This is a genomic window from Paramagnetospirillum magneticum AMB-1 (assembly GCF_000009985.1).
GTDB classification, from domain to species: Bacteria; Pseudomonadota; Alphaproteobacteria; order Rhodospirillales; family Magnetospirillaceae; genus Phaeospirillum; species Phaeospirillum magneticum.
In genome coordinates this window covers 3,418,322-3,435,211 of the sequence record NC_007626.1, presented here as the reverse complement: position 1 = coordinate 3,435,211, position 16,890 = coordinate 3,418,322, and the positions used below count along the sequence as shown (strand labels likewise).

Below are 16,890 nucleotides of genomic sequence, written 5' to 3'. Positions count from 1 at the left end.
TGTCCCTGTTCCAAGTCCGATTGCCGCCCTTCCGCTTCCGGCCCTTTCCGCCCCCCCCCAAGCAGAAGATGGCAGTGGCTACCGAATGCCAGGGTATCTCCTAAAATTTCAGGTCCGACGTCTCCTGGGCGCCGGACCTAGTTGATTGTTAATTTACTCACGCAATGGCATTACCAAATTGCAAATCCACCGCATGATCGCAGAAACTCAGAGAATTCCTGGGCGTTATCTATGGCGAAGCCGCAGTGATGCATACTTGAACTTGCGTTGACCCGATCGCCGAATTCTTTTGCCGTTCCATCGGCGATTGCCTGATCAATTCTATCGGCAAGGCTGATTGAATCTCTCGCATTGAGTCCCCAGCCATCGTTTGTATGGCCCAGGTTTGTTCTAGGAATTAGGTCTGGAGCAATGTACTCGCAAAAATCCCACAGTGGATGCCACCACCATATGTTGTTGCGAAAATACTCTCCGCGTTCTGACGTGGGGTTCTCCCCGTCAACATCCATACCCATAATCTAATACCCTCTGAATAATCCACCATCATCAACGTGATACAGTCAATTACGTCTCATATTTGCGGCGGTCACTTGGCGGAATTGCCTTGTGTCATGTCAATATCGGCCTGATGACCCATATTCCGCAATTTACTTTTTGTCTTTATAAAATCATGTATTTTCCATATAATTATGCAGCACATCGGGTTGTTTCGAGATATGACCGTGGCTTTCAAAGAAATAATTAAGAATTGCCGAAGACAATGCTGGCTGTTATTTGTGATTTTGCGGTTTGGTGAGGAGGCGATGCATCGGGATGCGACGACCACAAATCGCCACCCCAGATGACCCGCCACCACGCCCACTATATTGGATTCTCTGAACTCGTAGGGTGCGTGTGTCCGAAGGAGGCTGACACGGCGGCAACCAGAGCAATTGCCAAGACGAAACTCGGCCGGCCAGGGGGATGTCCTGGCCGGCCGCCTCTTTTAGATATCCACACCACAGTCGCCGGCGGTCTTCATCCCAACTCCGTCATACCACCGGTGGGTAATCGATGTAGCCCCGCGGTCCCGGTGCGTAGAAAGTCACCTTGTCGGGTTCGGCCAGGGGCAACCCCTCCGCCAGCCGCTTGGGCAGATCGGGGTTGGCGATGAAGGCGGCACCAAAGACGATGGCATCGGCGCGGCCCTGGGCCAGGGCGGCCTCGGCGGTGTCACCGGTAAAGCCGCCGCCGGCCAGATAGGCTCCCTTGAACAGGGGGCGCAGCAGGCCATGATAATCGGTCGGGGTGCCGAACAGCGCCACGTGCAGATAGGCGATGTTCATGGGCGCGATGCGCTCCACCAGATGGCGGTAGGTCTCCTGCGGGGTATCGTCCGCCACGTCGTTGAAATTCATCTCCGGCGAGATCTTGATGCCGACGCGGCAAGAGCCCGCCACCGAGGCCATGGCCTCCAGCACCTCGACCACAAAGCGAACGCGGTTAGCGATGGAGCCGCCATAGCCATCGGTACGTTGATTGCTCTTGGACGACAGGAACTGTTCCGGTAGGTATCCCGATGCCGCGTGCAGTTCGACGCCGTCGAAGCCGGCCTCCAGAGCGCGGCGGGTGGCGTCTCGGTATTCGGCGATCACACCGGCAATTTCCGAGGTCTCCAAGGCGCGCGGTGTGACCATCGGCACCATACCCTGATCGGTGTAGGCCTGCCCCTCGGCCCGGATGGCCGAGGGCGCCACGGGCAGCGCACCACCGGGCAGGAAGGCGGGAACGGCCACCCGGCCGGTGTGCATCAGCTGGGCGAAGATGCGCCCGCCCTTGTCGTGCACCGCCTTGGTGACCCGGCTCCAGGCCGCCACCTGGGCGTCGGTGTGAAGGCCCGGAGTACGGACATAGCCCTTGCCCATGGCCGACGGGTAGATGCCCTCGGAGATGATCAGGCCAGCTCCGGCGCGCTGGCCGTAATAGGTGGCGGCGATCTCGGGCTGCACGCCCTCGTCATCGGCCCGCGAGCGGGTCATGGGGGCCATGGCGATGCGGCTCGGCAGGGTAAGTTCGCCCAAGCGCAGGGGCTGGAAGAGATCTTTGGTCATGATGGGGGCTCCGTATTCGTGATCTGCGATTGATTTCTGACCTAGACGATGCCGGCACCCAGGGCCGGGAAGACATCGGTGAACAACAGGGTGATCAGCTGCTGCCCGGCGGGCGTGGACCAGTCCTGGGCAATTTCCGCCATCAGCGTATTAGTGGCGGTCAGGACGACACCTGCGTCGTGCATCCGCTGGCGTGAGAACTCTTCCGAAAGATCGCTGGGCGAGCCCGAAGCATCCATCACGGCCTGTACGGCAAAGCCTTCGAGTGCGGCATCAATAGCCGGGAAGATCAGGCAAACATCGGTGGTGACGCCCGCCATGATCAGGTTCTTGCGCCCGGTGGCCAGCACCGCATTGCGGAAGTCGGCATAGGCCCATGCGTTGACCACGCCGGGACGCTTGACCCGTGCCGCATGCGCTTCCGGCAGGATTTCGGCGATTCCGGGGAGAATGGGGCCTTGGGCGTGATCTTCCTGGCTGGAGGTGATCACCACCGGCATGTTCAGGATTTTCGCCATCTTGGCCAGGGCGATCGACTGCTTGGCGGCAAGATTGCGGTCGATATTCTTGATCAGCTGCATGGTGCCGACCTGATGGTCGATCAGCAGAAGCGCGGCATTTTCAGCAGAAAAGCGTTTCGTCATGATGTGATTCCTTTGTGTGGATAACATGTGGCAGGGGTCAGGCGGGCAAGCTGAGCGAGGCGACGCGGCGACGCGCCTCTTCGAGGGCCTCGTGGCTGGCAAGCATGAGCGGGCCTTGGGCATAGATCGGCTGATTGAGCTGCGCCCCCGAAACCACCGCAATGCGGGCTTGGCCGGCCCCTGTGGCGATCCGGAACGGCCCTTCGACGTCGGTGGCAAAGCCAATAGCCTGCGTGGCGGCAAGGGTCACGTCACCGATCGAAACGTCTCCCTCGAGCACAACGACAATGCCCCCCCAACCCGCAGGTATGTCGATGTCACGCATCGCCGATGGGGCCAGCGAGATTTCCTCGATCCGGACCGGTGACGGCAGGGCTCCGGCGATTTCACCCACCGTCGTTCCATCGACCGCGACACGGCTTTCCCAGCCTTTGCCGGAAAGGCTTTTGACCATGGCGGCCGGGACCGAAAAGGCTGCGGCGGGATCGGCCTGGCTGGCCGCCGGCAGGTTGATGAAAATCTGCAGCCCATGCACGAGACCTGCTTCGGGAACCGGGAATTCTTCATGCATCAACCCGCGTGACGCTCGGCTCCAATGCAGGCCACCAGGGTGAATGGTCTGTACGTCGCCCAGACTGTCGCGATTGATGAACCCATTGGGTGAATCGGCGAACAGATAGGTGACGGCGGAGAAACCCGCATGGGGGTGAGGCGGAAAGGTTGGGGCATTCATTTCGAACCAGTCAATGTTGATGACCGGATCGATAAGGTTGCCAAACGCCTGGCGAGGATACTGGCGGGCCGCAAATACCGCGCCATGGCGCATCTGCGTCGGGGTGTAGACAGACGTAAAACGGATCATGGCATAGTCCTCTGACTGTGTTGATATCCATATGCGCCTTAATCACTGTCCACATAAGGCTTGAAGTTTGGACGGTACTGTTCCATTTTCAGAACAATGAAGCCATCGCTCGACGATCTTGCGCTGCTCGTGACCATTGCCGATGAAGGCAGCTTCACAGCTGCGGCCAAGACACTCGGCCTGCCAAAATCTACCGTAAGCCGAAGGCTTGCCGATCTTGAGCTGCTTTTACGCACATCGCTGTTCCAGCGTTCAACGCGAGCCCTATCGCTGACGGATGAGGGGCAGCGCATCTATGACATGGCAAAGCCGTCGATCACCGCCGCCGACGATGCCGCACGGGCAATCGCCGAGCGCGAACGGCTTGTCGCGGGCCGAGTATCGCTGACCACCACGGCGGCGCTTGGGCAGTATCTGATTACCCCGCATCTGATCAAGCTGACGGCAGCATATCCGGATGTGCAGGTCGAACTGAGGCTGACTGAACGGCGCGTCAACATCATCAGCGACGGCATCGACCTTGCAGTACGGACGGGCACACTTGATGACAGTGACTTGGTCGCTCGCCGTCTTTGCAAGGTCAAGCGCCTGCTTGTGGCATCCCCCGCCTACCTGGCAAAGGCCGGGGTACCGGTGGCCCCCTCGGACCTTGCCTCGCACAACGCGATCGTCATCAGCGCGGCCCTCGATAGTTGGCGCTTTGATGGGGGTTGGGAGTGCTCGATGAGATGGACCATTGCTGCCGGCAATATGCTGGTCGCCCATCAACTTGCACGCCTTCACCATGGGATCGCGCTTCTGCCCGACTTCATGCTTGAAACGGACCTGGACCTGGGCACCTTGATCCACCTGCTGCCGGAATATCCAATGGAACAGGCTGATGCCTGGATTGTCAGCAGCCCTCAACGCTACAGGTCGCTCGCGGTTCAAACCGTCTTGAACTATCTGGCGGGAGCGAAGAGTGGAGTCTCGGTAGGCCGCCACTGACCTGTTTTCATGATTGATCCCGATCAGTGGAAGGGGGGCAGGTCATCGCTGAGTCCAAGCAGATTCGAGCGCCGCTTATCCCTTCGACCGAGATCGGTCGGACTGGAAACGGCCCTTTGGCTAGGAGAGCAACGCCTCAGGATGCGACGACCACAAATCGCCAACATAGATGACCAGCCCCGGTATAGCTGACGTGGTGGCGGAGCTCTTACTTAGTTGGAAGCTCCGCAAACCCCAGCAATTCCGCCATTTCCGCGGAACTCCATGGCTACTAAGTAAACTAAGTAGGTAGATTCAAGAGCTCCGCATAAAACAGAAAATAATATTTTTCATTTCTATAAATGGTTTTTCTCTTACTTAGTTTACTTAGTTACTAAATTCTAAATTATCATTATAAATCAACAGCTTGCACTTAGTAATCACTAAGTAAATGGATTGGGCATTTACTTAGTGAGGCCGTAACCGGCTACCTGGGCACCAGCCTAATCCGCGAGCACAGCCACCACATCAGCCCGCAGGTCGAAGATCCAGGCCACCACCACGTCCACCAGGGAGGTGGCGATACAAAGTGGCCGTCGACACATTGAGGCGCCGGGCCACTTCCTCGACAGTAATCACCGGGGAAGCCAGCATGGCTCGCGCCACCTCCACATCCTGGTCCGACAGGGACCGAGGCCGCCCGCCCATCCGGCCCATCTTGCGGGCCGAGTCCAATCCGGCTCGTGTCCGCTCAATGATCAAGCTTCTCTCAAATTCGCCCAAGGCGGCGAAAATATGAAAAATCAATTTCCCCCCGGCGGTGGTGGTGTCGATCGCTTCGGTCAACGACCGCAAACCGATCCCACGCTCGTTGAGCATATCGACCGTCTCGATCAGCTGCCGTGTCGATCGAGCCAACCGATCCAGCTTCCACACCACCACCGTATCGCCGTTGCGAGCGAAGCCCAGGGCGGCCTTCAGTTCGGGGCGGTCGGCGTGGGCGCCGGACGCATGTTCGGAAAAGATTCGTTCGCAACCAACACCACCAAGGGCATCCAACTGCAGCTGCGGTGACTGATCCAAGGTCGACACTCTAGCGTAACCAACAAGCATAGCTCGCTCCTTCTCAATACTCATCTATATGAACATGAATTGATATGCAGGTTTTGAGAGACAGTTTTGAGATAATAACACCACCGTTAATCCTGCAAAAGACCAAGGCAAAAATATTATGTCAAAAACGAACGTTTTTGCGATGCCGCTGTTCTGCGGAATTCATCAGTGACGCCAATAGATAAATACCTGCACACGCAGCCGAGGAGGAATGTGATGCGGGATTTGCGAGACCTTTACAACGAATGCCGTGATCTGGGGGTTGTCTCTGACCAGAGGTCGTTTAGCCGACTATTTGGCCGACAGGCGTCATGGTGCAGCTCGACATTGGCCAGAGGACGTCGGCCTACGACTGCAGCCCTTGTCGCGTTCGTCCTGCAGTTGGAAAAGATAGCCAGGGCGACCGAGGAGGAAATTGTAGCGACCACGGATCAGGGAGAGGTCGATGCCCTCCGAGGTGGGCTGGACGAGATCACCAGAATGCGATCGGAAATCTGGATCGAGATCCAGGAACAATCAAAATCCGATGGCCTTGGCCACTCACATTGACGCCGAGCTATGGGTGTTCGAACATAGACCCATGACGATCTTGCGACCCAGGCCATCCCGCATTCAGCAGCAGCGCGCCCGCCGAAATCGGCTGGTGATGATGGCGATGTTTGCGATCCTTGCCATCGCAATCGCCGTTGTGAAAATGTGACCAATCAGGCCGCCTTCAGATTGGGCTCCGAATCGGTTAGCTCCCCCTGCCACCATTCGGCCGACCCGAGGGCAATCCCCAGCCCAGCCAGACGTCGGGCTTCGGCCCGAATGATATCCAAAACCTGGGCAGGCATCTTAGAGCGCCCCGCCAGCCACCGATATACCGTGGCCTTCGACCGCGCCAAGCCTCGATGGTTCAGAAGATTCCACAGGGTAGCTTTCCAACCGGAACAGATTTTCATACATCCTCGCAGCTCCCTTTTAGCGGCAGCCGTGTTGACGCCATCTTCGAGGCGGTAGGACTCCAATTCAGCCCGATCACTGGCGTCCATGGCGGAGCCCATTGGCGTCGGCCGCTTCACAGATAGGCTATCGACTTCGCTCCGCAACCCTGTGATTTCGGCCTTTTGCTTGACCATCTCGGCCTGCTGCTTGGCGAGCCGCCGATCTTTGGCGGCAACTGACGCCTTGAGGTCTTTGACCTCGTCTCGGAGGCGGGCGATCTCATCCTGATACCCCTCGATATCAGCGAGGCATTCATCGATTTCTCGATCGGCCTTCTGCAACATGCTGGCGACAAAATCGTCTTCGTCGCCGTAGACGACCAGGTGGACGTCGTCCGGATGCACGTTATTCCGCTGAAAGTGTTCAACCAATTTACGTGATGCCTCAGCATGTTCATATTCGTTGGAGGAAAACATCAGTCCGAAGATCTTTTCTGATGTCTCTTTCTTGGTGCTCTTGGCCATAGCCGTATCCCGATTCAGATTTTGAAGCCTGTATCGGTGATACCGCCGTCACCGCAAGAACGTCAATTTTCCGAAATCAATGTAATTTTAGCAATATTCTTCGGTTATAAAAGATGAGTATGGGTAAGAAACATGTTGTTTCCGTGGTTAATGGGGCCATGAGGCGATAATGCCATAATGCATATCTCCATTCCAGGTCGCGCTCTGAGAGTGATATACATAATTGCTGTGGATAATACGTGATGTATGGCACATACATCTCTGGTCAAGATCGACAGCAACTTGAAATACCACGCCTAGGCCTTTCCAGCCTAACTGGCGATATGCCAGCTACCGCTCGACAACCCTGATTCCGACGGGAAGTTGCGAATCGGCCAGCTTCTGCTCCGTTTGGTCGATCAATCGTTCGACCCGCGCCAGGCACTGGCGCATCGCGTCAAATGCCTTGTTGACGTCGTACATCAAAGTTGGGTGCTGATCATTGGCATTGCCAACATCTATACCCTCAGAAGGATGGATGAAGTCATTATAAGATTCATCAAAGTCATTTTGTCTCATTGTGTCTCCTGCGTTTATATTTTGTATAAATATTTATCATGAGAGAAAAAGATTTACATCAACACACATATGGAGCGTTTGTCATCTATTTCCACGCCTCCGGATGCGTCAAAAAGATCGACGGTCCGGACACGGATCCAATCATTACCGTCGGCGGAAAGAAGATTGAGGACGCAGTGTTTCAGTTGACCGGCGATGGTGACGGGAAGTTCCAGGGAGTAAAGTTCCGTGGAAGCGCGGTTATCTATCTGCCGCTTCGCGACGGCTTCGGCCCAGTCTGTGCTAAATTCATCAATTCAGAAATCGTCGTCCAGGCAGGCCATCTGTTTGGCCGCCTACGCCAGCGAAACGTCGAGATCAAACGGGTGGTGATGGTGGATCCGAGCACCGGTCGGACAGCTATCAGGGATTTCACGGTTCCAACTTCAACAGCCTATTACCGGGCCAATTGAAATTGGCATCCAATCTTGTTACCCGTTATACGTATTTTAAAGCACATCTTTGTCATATTTCAGTTGTGGACGCGCATTTTCGGGTTCCCAAGAGGAGGTTTGCGTGATTCATGAGGGGACGGCTTGCCGCGTAGCGCTCTTTGTGCGTTGACGGGTGTCCACCTACATCCGCCCGCTTCCGCTTCATGTTATCCGTATATTTTCCGAACGAATCGACAAATGCCACCCGAAGGTGACCTTAAGTCTTTGAAATCGCTGGCGTAGGAAAGGGAACGGGTGTCCAACCCTCTCCGGTAATTCCGGCAGGTACAAGGTAATTGCCGACCGGAAGAAGGAGGAGTGGGGGCGAGTTTTTTGCCATTAAAGTCAGGAATACTGCCGAATCTTGCGTCTCAATAATAAATTGCTAAGATGTAAGTTCATTTGCACCAGGGTTGATTTTTAGCGGCGGAAATGTCCCTCAGAAGGCGTTTTAACCGTTGTGAGTCTTCTACCAAATCGGCAGCCTCGAAATAGCCTTGTGATTCATGTGCCAATTCTCTGGCCGCGGCTAAGCACCCATGACCTTTTGCCGCAATGGTCGTCATTTCCTCAAGGATTCTGGCGATGGTGAAATTATGGCCAATGCCCTTGGCCGCAGCCAGGGTTGGCTCACCATACGCCTCCGCCATTCGATACAATCCTCGGTCATTGAGGAGAGCCATTGCGTTAAGCCCGTGGTGGCTAATGCCCCGAGCGTAATGAATGTCCGAGGCCAGATCATATGCCTCATGGAATAGAGTGAGCGCCTCATTGCTCTTTCCCAGAGCCTTGGCGACGCGCCCAAGATTCCCGAGCGAATCGACCTCACCCACCTTATTGCCGATTTCTCGGTCAATTTTCAATCCTTCTTGATGCGCATTCTCGGCCTGAATAAGCTTATTCTGATTTCGATAGACTATTCCAAGGTTACTCCATTGATTTGCAATATCAACTTTACTGCCATATTTGAGCATCACATCAAGTGATTCAGCGAAAGCCTTCTCTGCATTATTAAGTTGGACATGGTCGATATTATCGCTCCTTGTGTAGCGATCGAGATAAACTAACCCAAGGTTTCCAAGGGTCATTGCGCGATCAAAATTCCATCTATTTTTCTCAAATATAGATAGCGCCTGCTTATAAAATTCCTCGGCGTCATCTAATTTTCCCTGATGATACGCCAGTAGTCCCTGGTCATTTAGTAGATGACCTTTCGAGTATGGGTCTCCCCTGGAAAAGCGTTTAGCCTGATCCAACCATTGACGCGCTTCTTCCGGCTTTCCTCGGGTTGACATTAACTCGGCCATCTTTTCGCGCAGGAATATACCAACCCGATCGCTTTCATTTGGTGGGGTATCGGCTGGAATTGCCGCTATGGCCGAGCGGAGCAATTGTTCCGCCTTGTCCAGCTTTCCCGCACGATGCGCTGCTATTCCTTGGCGTCCCAAATCATTTGCACGAGAAAGGGCCTCCTGCCAGGATTCTGCCAAGGCTGGTGATGTCGTGAAGAAAACAAATGCGGCAAGCAGTCGGAAAAAACATCGAATCATCACGTCAGCGCCTCCAGCTACCCCCGAGTTTGCCCTTGCCAATAATGATGACGCGCTCCATCGCCGGAGGAGCAGCGGTCAAATGGTGGTTGGTGATCGAGAAACCAGTTCGCCCAGTCTTGATCCTGAACTTGACGACGAAACCGTTGTCCTCGCGTAGCATGTGGTTGCCAAACTCGTGTACCCTTGCAGCACCAAAATCGTCATAGATACGGTGGTGGCGACAAGATGGGGCTCATTTCAAATGGAACCTGTATTCGGCGATGCGCCGTTCCAGCCGGTGGGTGAGAAACGGGCTGGCGTCGCGCAGGGCGGACAGGATGGTCTCCGCCTCGGCCCGGTAGGCCGCCATCTTTTCCCGAGTCCAGTGGGTGGGCGGCGGGCCGAGATTGACGATGCGATCAGCCAGCTTGACCATCCAGACCTCAGGTGGCTGAGCCTGGATACGCTCCAGGCTGTCGGGCATGCGCCGTTCCTTGGGAAGGTCGGAATTCTTGGTCAAGGCCATGACCGCCGCCAGAACATCGGGACCGAATCGCTCCGCCACCATCTCGAGGCTGGTGGCGGTATCCTCGATCACATCATGGAGCAGGGCCGCCGTCACCGCCAGGGTGCCATTGCGTCCGGGCTCCACGGCCAGGGCCGCCATCACCTCCTGGGCCACCGAGGCTAGGTGGGTGACATAGGGGAAGCCGGCGGGCGTCTTCTGGTCGCCATGCCGTTCGGCGGCGAAGACCAGGGCATCGAGGTAAATATCCTGGGACCAGGGCAGAATCGGTGAGGATATTTGAGAATGAGCCATTCGATCTATCCCGAAATTTGGTGAGAAGGACGTATCCGTTCGGCCAACAGGATCAGCAGGCAACTGAAATTGCCAATTCGCGCTCCTTGCATTGCTCGATCCTTCGCCTCATCCTCGACAGTCAGGTACAAAACGCCATTATCGATGGTGTATTCGTGAATTGGGTGGCGTTCCTCACCGATAACCACCGTTGCGGTATTTGCCGTGATGGCAATTCGCGTCCCCCCTGCCTCGAAATAAAGAGTTGAGCCGGTATGCAGGGCCAAGCGGTAGCGGTCGAGGCAGAAGGCGGTCCATTGCCACGCAGCTAACCTATCCAGTTCCGCTCTGGACTTTTCCCTGGGGTTACGTTGATGGAATTTTCCATCAAGCTGAAACAGCTTTCGCCCTTGATTGTCACACCACAGATAACTGTAGGTTTCGGCGCCGGTCACCATGCCCCCAATATCTTGTGAGGTCATCTGTATCTGCTCTGAATACAACGCGTGTGCCTCGGAAAATGCCAGTGCGCTGCTGATGGTGATCATTGGAGGCGCCCCCTCGAAGCTGGCACAGGCAAAACCGTCTCGACCGACGAATCGGCAGGTTTCGGTGAAGCTTGTCAGCACCCAGCCCAGTGCTGCACCGTAGATCGCGCCAACAAATCCCCATGCGGGCTGTTCAACTGGCGGCAATTGCATCCCCGATGCGGCCAGCCAAGCGGTGACAGCAAACAACATGGTCATGGACAGGACATGGATGCGGCGCATCAGCGGAGAAAGCGGCATTACATCCGATCGCATCGACGTCCACGCCGCCACCACTGGGCCGACCGCTTTAGGGGGAGGCGTGAAAAACACCCCATCGGGCATGGAAACCGGACACAGGACCTCGGCATCCGGCTGCCAGGCTTGAAGAATCCAGCCTGGCCCATTGATCGAGCCGGATCGGCTTCCGAACGATGGCCCTCGCCGCCACTCCCCCATCATCCAGTACGACACCGTAAAGTGGCCGCCGATTGCACCACCGAGAAGGCCGACTTGCACGCCGATATGGCCGAACAGTTTGCTCAGAGCGCCTCCGACCATGGTCCCGGTAATCGCTCCTATCATGATGAGGACAAGAGCCGTCACTCCGAGGAATGCCGCATCCCCCGCCAGTTTGACCAGATCTCGACGGCCATGGGCCGTCCAGGCGCACCACAAGCCCAGGACGAAGGCCGAGATCACCGCCGTTCCCACCAGGAAGGGCGAGTCCGTGTGGCTCCCTAATTGCTTGGCGACAAGCCCGGCTTGAACTGTCAAGGGAAGGGCCAAAACGGTGGTAACCAGCGGTGGCCATGGCAATGATGCCTTCGGGGAGGCGGGGAGAGCCTCCGCCAATGGCCTTGCCAAGCTGTCCTTGGCAGGGGCCAAATAGGTAGACGCAATCGCGGTTTTCAAGGTTCGGGTATGTCCCCGCAACGTTCCCTCGATCAGTCCTCCGGCAAAGGGAAAGAAGATCATCCCGAACCCGGCCCCTTCCTTCATCTGAGGGTCGTGCCAGATGGCCCAGGTAATCCAGAACGGCAGCGAAATCCATGTCCCCACCAGGGCCAACTTGAACAGGAAGGCAATCATGAAGTGATGGGACTGCCATTCATCACGGGGGCGATCGGGGGGAAGAATTCCAGGCCGTCCGTTTGGCGGAGGAAATTGCTCGGCCGAAATCAGGATGCTCTGGGGCGGACTGACGAAAATCTTCCAACCGGTGATAAACAAAACGGCAAAGATCGCCAGAGGCCAGAAACCATCCCTCGAGACATTGGCAATCAATCCCAGAGAAAAAGGGAAAGTGATCACCAGGCAGACCCGGAACGCGATTGCTCCAAAGCCACCGTAGATGCGATGGAAGCGGACGAACAGCGAGTGCGGAGAGGGCATCATCAATTCTCCGGTCGACCAGGCTGCCCCGATGCGCCTTCCTCTCCACTCATCCGCTTCCACAGCGTCAGCAGGTCCCCCTCTTCCTTGGTCCTGGCGGCCAGCTCCCCTGAATCGGTCAGGGATTTGGCCAGATCCAGCACGCTGCGTTGGGCGATGGCGATATCAGCGGCGGGGATGGAGCCCATGGCCCGGATGTCCGTCACCAGCGTCTTCTGGTCGGCTTCACTCAGATTGGCGACGAAACGCTCCAACACGGCCGATGAAGTTCCTATGAGGGCGGCGGCGCGCAGATCATGGGCGCAAGACTGCAGGATGATCCGCAAGCTGGCTTCGTCGAGATCGGCCAATTGAGAGAAGGCCGATACCGTTTCCACCTGATCGGCGGGAAGTTCCCCGGTGATGTCGCGGGACAGGCCGGGCAATGCCTTGGCCAGCCAGTCGGGGTCATAGTCCAGGATGGCCTGCAACCGCTCGGCCAGTTTGGTGTCGATCTCCGCCTGGGTGCCGGTTTCACTCAGGGTGAAGCCGTTATAAGCACCGTAGCGGTGGAAATAGCTGTCCTCGCCAAAGGCGTCAGCCAGTTCGAAGAAGCTCGGCTTCAAGGCTGGCGGCAGGACGAATCTGGCATTCTCGGCGCAGATCTGCTGTGCGTAGCCGTTCAGATAGGACAGGCATCCCTCGGTCATGGCGTCGAGAACGCCAAGGCGATGATCCGCGATGGTGCGAAGGCGGACCAGCCATATCCCGACCATCACTCCGGCAGCAGCCAGCGACACACCCCACCAAGCCAATGCCGTCAGGCCTAATCCGCCAAGACTCGCCAGCACCGCCAGACCGGCAATCCACAGGCAAAACCCCATCGGCCAGACGAGTGATGCCTGCCGCAGAACATGGTCCAGAGCACGCTTTTCGGTTTCTCGGTAGGCCTGCAACAAACGCCGAGCCTGCTTGGCATTATTCGAGCCCAGGGTCATCAGCCGAATGAAATCCACCAGCGGCGTCAGCAGCCAGGGCAGATCGCGCATGGGCTTGTGGTGGAAAAATAGGGAGCTGGAGAGCGGCATCTCCGCATGGGCTTCCAGGTACAGATCGCCCTTGACCTTGGCCAACACCCACAGATCGTAGAGGCATAGCAGCAGGGCCAGGGCGGCTTCCCGCGTCGGGGCCTCGCGGCGCAGCGCACGAACTGACTGGATTGCGGATGAAAATATCGTCACGCGAATGCTCCCGCCATGAAGGCCATTGCGATATTTTGCGTCAGGATAGGGGGCTGTCCAGAGACGAGAGCTGCGCGAGAAACTCCCTGTCCAAGGTCGCCTGATCCGGCAAAGTCCCTGTCGCACGTAAGTTTCTGAGCGTCTCGATGATCGTGCGCTGGGCCTCAAGAATCTCCACCACCGTAGCGCCGTCCAGCGCCTCCATGTCCTGCATCAACAATCGCCCGGCGCGATGGCTGATACAGTCAAGGATGGACCGAGCCGTATGTGAGGTGGCTCCGCGCAACGCCATGGCCCACATGTCCTTGCCAATGGAATGCAGCAAGACTCGGATGCCATCTGTTCCAAGGAGGGACAACCGGTTGAAGTCCACGGACACCGCGGAATACTCGGGAGGCACATCGTCGGAAAGATCGGTCAGCAGTTCATTCAACCTCTGATCTCGCTCGAAACTGTCGAGCTCGGATGGCATTAACCGGTCCAACATGTCCTGGATGGCCGTGGCGCAGTCTTTTCCGTCGGCCCTATCCGCTGGCAACAGCAGGGGGGCGACGGGATAGAGGTACCGAACGGATTCCGCCCGGATCATATTTTCCAACTGGTCATGGCTCGGCCGCAGCCGCTGTGGCAACGCCATGCGAGCGGCATCCGCGCTCACCTGGGGGGCAAATGCGCCATCGGCGTGAAAGCATATCCCCCGGCGCAGTGCCTCCAGCATGCCGGTCCGCTCACTCGCAACCCATCCGATCCAAACCTTGATGCAATGAAGTGCCAGCATGGTCAGTCCCATGGGGACGATCCAGAGCGTGACCGTGGGCCAGGAAAGGCTTCCTTCCATGACCAGAGGCGGTCTTACAATGACCATGGCAATAACCCAGAATACGGCTATTACCGAGGCGAGCAGCATCACCAAACCGTGGACGGTGCGCATCCACTGCTCTTCCGCGGCTATGATGCCATCGATCATTTGATCGTATGCAGAGCTGCCATCGGTTCCCAGGGTGAAGTGGCGCACCAGATCCATCAGCGGTTCCATCAACCAGGGCAGTCGGGACAGTAATCGATGTTGGTGGAGGATGACGCTCCGTTCGGGATGAACGACGTGGTCTTCCAAAGCCAGCGGCCCTCTGGCCTTGGCCAAGGACCAAAGGTCGTAGAGGCACAGCAGCAAGGCCAGGGCGGCTTCCCGCGTCGGGGCCTCGCGGATCAATGAGCGGATAGAAGCAATCCCACTCACGACGCCGATCCTGCCAAAATTGCCCGGAGGCTAGCCAGCGTCTCATCCAGTGTCGCGTCATCATCCCATGACGTGGGCCAAAGGATGTTCCTTTGAGCCTCTTCGATGTCAGCCGTTGTCTTCTCGGCGGATAGGCTCTCCATATCGTCCAGCATCATCTGGCGGGCGTCCTCGCTCAGGCGGCCGAGGAGGCGTACGGCAACCTCGATAGAAGTTCCCAGTAACGCGGTCCCGACCGTATCCTTGCTGGTCTGGCGCCACAGCGCATTCAACTCGCCGTCGTCCAGCGTCGCCAAGGCATCGAACGCCTCGTAGCCCAGAGGCGCATGCATGATCGTCTTCAGCCGTGCCGCGCCGCCATCGGCCAGCCCCTTCTGCTCGATGACCTGAAGGATGTTCTGCCGCGTCCTGGACACATAGCCACGGGTCAGGCAAATGCCATCAAAATCGCAATGATTCTCCATATCCCGGAGGAGTGACGCCTGGGCACCGTTGCTCATCAAGCCGAAGATTCGGCTGACCACCGGCGTCGGCAACCCCAGCAGGCTGATGGCCCAGCTTCCTTCATCAACCAGCCGCGTCAATTTCTTCAGCGAGCGTTCGCGGATGAGCTGGAGATATCCCGCCAATCGGTCAACCCACTGGCACCAGTCGGGATCGTCATTGGCCCAACCCTGGGCGATGGCGTCCAACCTGGCCTCCAGGTCGGGAACCGGCTCAACCGCCTCTTCAACCTCTTCCTTATCCTCCCTGAGACGGCGAGCCATGCGTCGGTCATAATCGTAACTGGCGGGATCGATGGGATCGATGGGGAGGATCAGTTCGGCCGCGCCTCCCACGCGGATGCGCACCGAGTTGGCGATGAGTTCGATAAGCTCGTCGTAGTCCATCCGCAAGGAGTCCGGCAGCGAGAAACGGGCATAATCGGCCGCGACCATGGGGGCGTAGCCACCCACATGGGCTACCAGGGCGTTGCGCAAGGCCCGCAGCACCAGCACCTTATCTGCGGCGGCATCGTTCAGCCGCTCGCGTAGATCTTCCCGCGCCGACTTGTCAGCCATTCCGGCAAGGGTGTCGCGGATGTGACGGCGGTCCTCCTCGGCCATGGCCGCGATGCGGGAATCGAGCAGGCGCTCGACCTGGACCTGCTCGGTCAGGCCCAAGGTGATGTGGCGGAAGATGTCGCGCATCGGTTCCGCCAGCCAAGAGCGATCCCGTACCTGACGATAAGCGTAGAACAGCAGGCTGCGCTCGGGGTGATCCAGCGTGTCTTCCAGGACGACGATCTGCCGCATTTTGTCCAGGTGGCACAAATCATTGATCAGCAGGCAAAGGTCGCGTGCCGTTTCCCTGGTCGGGGCCTGGGTGATGAGGTCGAGGTCGGCCTCGGCTGGTGCTGATGTCATTTTGATTCTCCCCTCCTTGGTGCCGGGGATGATACCCGAATTTCAGGAATAGACGGACAGGCGCGAGGGTTTATCCGCAAGAAAAAACAAGCAATACTCGGAAGCCGTCCGTCTACACCTCCAACGATCAGCGAGAGGTCAGGGAGAACCAAACGCAATGGCAAGCCGGGATGATGTCTGGACATGGCGCATGCGGGCCTCGGGGGCTGTCGCTGCCGTTGCCCATCGGCTGAAGGAGACCTACGCCTCAGCCTATTACGTCCAGGAGCGCCATGGCAGCCCATGGAAATCCGTGAAGTTGGCCAGTGAGGTCGCGGACAAAATCATCTCCGTGAGCCAAGGTGAGACTTGGGAGGAATTTCGCCTTGCCGCATGCCATGCCCTCCAGACAGAGCGTGAGATTTTTTTCACCGATGATCTGGCTGATCCTGACGGCTATGTCTGCGGAACCTTGCGGGAGTTCATCGCGGCCCTGACCCCATCCGGGCCGACGATGACCCAGGGCGATCTGCATGGGCCATCCATTGCATGGGTCATTGCTATTCTCATGTTGATCTGCTCCCCGCTTCTGGCCCTCGGCGCGGCCATTTTCTTCTCGGGGTGACCCGCTGAACAAA

16 protein-coding genes are annotated in these 16,890 nt (G+C 57.3%); 3 read left to right on the top strand and 13 right to left on the bottom strand.

All coding sequences use genetic code 11. The features are described from left to right. Positions 1-170: 170 nt before the first annotated feature. The 4 genes from AMB_RS25320 to AMB_RS15995 all read right to left on the bottom strand — a co-directional run bounded on the left by AMB_RS25320 (position 171) and on the right by AMB_RS15995 (position 3,596). The gene (locus AMB_RS25320; RefSeq protein WP_148207437.1) at positions 171-515 is read right to left on the bottom strand and encodes a hypothetical protein; all 345 of its coding nucleotides are present in this window, start codon (positions 513-515) and stop codon (positions 171-173) included. Positions 516-1,031: 516 nt separating this feature from the next. Continuing rightward, positions 1,032-2,090 carry an alkene reductase gene (locus tag AMB_RS16005; RefSeq protein WP_011385538.1) on the bottom strand — a complete coding sequence of 353 codons (1,059 nt, stop codon included), beginning with the start codon at positions 2,088-2,090 and terminating at the stop codon, positions 1,032-1,034. 41 nt (positions 2,091-2,131) lie between these two features. After that, positions 2,132-2,734 (bottom strand): isochorismatase family protein, encoded by a 603-nt coding sequence (locus tag AMB_RS16000; RefSeq protein WP_043744818.1) that lies wholly within the window; start codon positions 2,732-2,734, stop codon positions 2,132-2,134. A gap of 37 nt (positions 2,735-2,771) precedes the next feature. Continuing rightward, positions 2,772-3,596 (bottom strand): pirin family protein, encoded by an 825-nt coding sequence (locus AMB_RS15995; protein ID WP_011385536.1) that lies wholly within the window; start codon positions 3,594-3,596, stop codon positions 2,772-2,774. Between the two features lie 96 nt (positions 3,597-3,692). Here AMB_RS15995 and AMB_RS15990 point away from each other — a divergent pair, with 96 nt between their 5' ends. Then, a complete protein-coding gene (locus AMB_RS15990; protein ID WP_050750737.1) occupies positions 3,693-4,583 on the top strand; it encodes a LysR family transcriptional regulator in 891 nt (296 codons plus the stop codon). A 507-nt stretch (positions 4,584-5,090) separates the two neighbouring features. Here AMB_RS15990 and AMB_RS15985 read toward each other — a convergent pair. The 3 genes from AMB_RS15985 to AMB_RS25315 form a co-directional block, all read right to left on the bottom strand. After that, a complete protein-coding gene (locus AMB_RS15985) occupies positions 5,091-5,675 on the bottom strand; it encodes a recombinase family protein (RefSeq protein ID WP_043744815.1) in 585 nt (194 codons plus the stop codon). A gap of 704 nt (positions 5,676-6,379) precedes the next feature. Next, positions 6,380-7,126: a hypothetical protein gene (locus AMB_RS15980; RefSeq protein ID WP_011385533.1), complete on the bottom strand. Its 747-nt coding sequence runs from the start codon at positions 7,124-7,126 to the stop codon at positions 6,380-6,382. 330 nt (positions 7,127-7,456) lie between these two features. After that, positions 7,457-7,684 carry a hypothetical protein gene (locus AMB_RS25315; protein WP_148207436.1) on the bottom strand — a complete coding sequence of 76 codons (228 nt, stop codon included), beginning with the start codon at positions 7,682-7,684 and terminating at the stop codon, positions 7,457-7,459. 38 nt (positions 7,685-7,722) lie between these two features. Here AMB_RS25315 and AMB_RS15975 point away from each other — a divergent pair, with 38 nt between their 5' ends. Then, positions 7,723-8,136, top strand: a complete 414-nt coding sequence (locus AMB_RS15975; protein ID WP_043744812.1) for a hypothetical protein — start codon at positions 7,723-7,725, stop codon at positions 8,134-8,136. A gap of 419 nt (positions 8,137-8,555) precedes the next feature. Here AMB_RS15975 and AMB_RS24590 read toward each other — a convergent pair whose 3' ends face one another. From AMB_RS24590 to AMB_RS15945, 6 genes are all read right to left on the bottom strand, one after another. Then, positions 8,556-9,707 (bottom strand): tetratricopeptide repeat protein, encoded by a 1,152-nt coding sequence (locus AMB_RS24590; protein WP_083763538.1) that lies wholly within the window; start codon positions 9,705-9,707, stop codon positions 8,556-8,558. Positions 9,708-9,942: 235 nt separating this feature from the next. Beyond that, complete coding sequence (locus AMB_RS15965; RefSeq protein ID WP_011385532.1) at positions 9,943-10,509, bottom strand: HD domain-containing protein; 567 nt, start codon at positions 10,507-10,509, stop codon at positions 9,943-9,945. Positions 10,510-10,514: 5 nt separating this feature from the next. Continuing rightward, positions 10,515-12,413, bottom strand: coding sequence for a hypothetical protein (locus tag AMB_RS15960; RefSeq protein WP_011385531.1), 1,899 nt, complete (start codon positions 12,411-12,413; stop codon positions 10,515-10,517). Next, positions 12,413-13,630 carry a FliG C-terminal domain-containing protein gene (locus AMB_RS15955; protein ID WP_011385530.1) on the bottom strand — a complete coding sequence of 406 codons (1,218 nt, stop codon included), beginning with the start codon at positions 13,628-13,630 and terminating at the stop codon, positions 12,413-12,415. Before AMB_RS15955 ends, AMB_RS15960 begins: the two co-directional genes overlap by 1 nt. A gap of 40 nt (positions 13,631-13,670) precedes the next feature. Continuing rightward, the gene (locus AMB_RS15950) at positions 13,671-14,867 is read right to left on the bottom strand and encodes a FliG C-terminal domain-containing protein (RefSeq protein WP_011385529.1); all 1,197 of its coding nucleotides are present in this window, start codon (positions 14,865-14,867) and stop codon (positions 13,671-13,673) included. Beyond that, entirely contained in the window at positions 14,864-16,273 is a 1,410-nt protein-coding gene (locus tag AMB_RS15945; protein WP_011385528.1) for a FliG C-terminal domain-containing protein, read from the bottom strand. The genes AMB_RS15950 and AMB_RS15945 overlap by 4 nt, the downstream gene beginning before the upstream one ends. 157 nt (positions 16,274-16,430) lie before the next feature. Here AMB_RS15945 and AMB_RS15940 point away from each other — a divergent pair, with 157 nt between their 5' ends. Next, positions 16,431-16,877: a hypothetical protein gene (locus AMB_RS15940; protein WP_011385527.1), complete on the top strand. Its 447-nt coding sequence runs from the start codon at positions 16,431-16,433 to the stop codon at positions 16,875-16,877. Positions 16,878-16,890 lie beyond the last annotated feature (13 nt).